Source organism: Rhizobacter sp. (genome assembly GCF_035702065.1).
GTDB lineage: Bacteria > Pseudomonadota > Gammaproteobacteria > Burkholderiales > Burkholderiaceae_C > Rhizobacter.
Genome location: NZ_DASSRA010000384.1, coordinates 1 through 2,440, shown reverse-complemented (window position 1 = coordinate 2,440; position 2,440 = coordinate 1). Strand labels below are relative to the sequence as shown.

Below are 2,440 nucleotides of genomic sequence, written 5' to 3'. Positions count from 1 at the left end.
CGTCTCGGTCTTGCCCACGCCCGAGGTGCCGGCCAGCATGAACACGCCGATGGGCTTGCTCGGGTTGTCGAGCATCGCGCGCGAGGTCTGGATGCGCTTGGCGATCATCTCCATCGCGTGGTCCTGCCCGATCACGCGCTGACCCAGGTTCTTTGCCAGGTTCAGCACCGTTTCGATCTCGTTGGCGGCCATGCGCCCGACGGGGATGCCGGTCCAGTCGCCCACCACGCTGGCCACGGCCTGGTAGTCGACCGTGGGCAGGATCAGCGGGCTTTCGCCCTGCAGCTTGGCGAGTTCGCCCTGCACGCGGTGCAGCTCTTCCAGTGCGGCGCTGCGCTCGGCGTCCGAGAGTTTGGGGATGTCGGTGGCCACCGCCTCGGCACCTTTCTCCAGCTTGCTGCCGGTGCCTTCGACCGGCTCGACGGCGCCGCGCAGCTTGGCGCGCAGGCCGAGCAGCTGGTCGACCAGGGTCTTCTCGGCCTGCCAGCGGGTCTGCAGGCCATCAAGCCGCTTGCGCTCGGCGGCGAGCTGCTCTTCGACCAGCGCAGCGCGCTTCTTCGTGTCGATGCCGATCGCGCCTTCGCGGCCGATGATGCCTTGCTCGGTCACCAGCGCGTCGATGCGCTTGCTGCAATCGTCCACCTCGGCCGGCGTGGCGTGCAGGCTCACGGCCACGCGGGCGCAGGCGGTGTCGAGCAGGCTCACCGACTTGTCGGGCAGCTGCCGGCCCGGGATGTAGCGGTGCGAGAGCTTGACGGCGGCTTCGAGCGCTTCATCCAGGATCTGCACCTTGTGGTGCGCTTCCATGGTGGACGCGACGCCGCGCATCATCAGGATCGCGCGAGTCTCGTCGGGCTCGTCGACCGTGACGCTCTGGAAGCGGCGGGTCAGGGCCGGGTCTTTCTCGATGTGCTTCTTGTACTCGGCGAAGGTGGTCGCGCCGATGGTGCGCAGCTGGCCGCGCGCAAGCGCCGGCTTGAGCAGGTTGGCCGCGTCGCCGGTGCCGGCCGCGCCGCCCGCGCCGACGAGCGTGTGCGTCTCGTCGATGAACAGGATGATGGGCTTGGGGCTGGCCTGCACCTCGTCGATGACCGAGCGCAGGCGCTGCTCGAACTCGCCTTTCATGCTGGCGCCGGCCTGCAGCAGGCCAACGTCGAGGGTGCGCAGCTCCACGTCCTTGAGCGAAGGCGGCACATCGCCGCGCGCGATGCGTTGGGCGAAACCTTCGACCACGGCCGTCTTGCCCACGCCGGCCTCGCCGATCAGGATGGGGTTGTTCTGCCGGCGGCGCATCAGGATGTCGACCACCTGGCGGATCTCGTCGTCGCGGCCGACGATCGGGTCCATCTTGCCGCCGCGCGCCTGCTCGGTGAGGTCGGTGGTGAACTGCTTGAGTGCTTCCTGCTTGCCCATGGCGGCGGGCGAGATGGCGCCGCTGGCCTCGCCGGGCGCGGCGCCGCTCTCGCTGGCGGCCTGCTGGTCTTCGGGCGAGCCGTGCACGATCTTCAGGAAGTTCTCGGTCAGCTCGTCGGTCTGGATGCGCTCGAACTGCTTGCTGATGGACATCAACACGTTGCGCAGGTTCTTGGTCTTGAGCAGGCCGATGACGAGGAAGCCGGTTCGCACCTGGGTGCCCCCGAACATCAGCGAGCCGTAGACCCAGGCGCGCTCGACCGCGTCTTCCACGAAGCTGGAGAGGTCGGTGACGGACGAGGCGCCGCGCGGCAGGCGGTCGAGCGCGTTCTGCAGGTCGGCCACCAGGTTGGAGGCGTCCATGCCGTAGTGCTTGGCGATGCGGTGCAGGTCGGAGTCCTGCGTCTGCAGGATCTGGAAGAACCAGTGCTGCAGCTCCACATAGGGGTTGCCGCGCAGCTTGCAGAACACGGTGGCGCCTTCGATCGCCTTGTAGGCCAGCGGGTTGAGCTTGCCGAAGAGGGCGGCGCGACTGATCTCAGCCATGATGGTGGTCTCCCGAGGATGGTGGCCGCGCGGCCGGGCGCGAGGGGTTCAGGCGCAGCTCGCCGCGGTCGGGGTGCGGCGTCTTGCGGCCCAGCCAGGTGCTGCGGCCGAGCGAGGCAGTGCGGTCCATGCCGAGCGCCGGCACCTCGCTGCCCTGGAGCACGAGGCGCACGTCCCACAGCATGTCGAAACCGAGGAGCTGGCGCATCCAGTCGCGCAGCTCGGTCAGCGCGGGCTGGCCGGGCAGGAACTGCCGGTACTGGGCAAGGGTGAGCGGGCCGATGTGCAGGCGCAGCTTGTACTGGCGGTCCCACACCTTCGCGCCGGCGACGGCCGACACGCCGAGCGGCGCACTGCGCCGCGCACCGGGGCGCCCGAGGCGGCTGCGGTCTTCGTGGCGCAGGGGCAGCCAGTGCCCCACATGGGACTCGATGCGGATGGGCACCTGGAAGTACTGGCGCAGCACCTTGACGATGGTCTC

The 2,440-nt window shown here is 69.3% G+C and carries 2 protein-coding genes; both read right to left on the bottom strand.

Going from position 1 to position 2,440, the window contains the following annotated elements; translation table 11 throughout:
* Positions 1-1,959, bottom strand: a 1,959-nt coding sequence (locus VFL64_RS16890; protein WP_489541543.1) for an AAA family ATPase, incomplete at its 3' end; no start/stop codon positions are given.
* Positions 1,952-2,440, bottom strand: a 489-nt coding sequence (locus VFL64_RS16885) for a type VI secretion system baseplate subunit TssG (RefSeq protein ID WP_489541542.1), incomplete at its 5' end; no start/stop codon positions are given. The genes VFL64_RS16885 and VFL64_RS16890, both read right to left, overlap by 8 nt.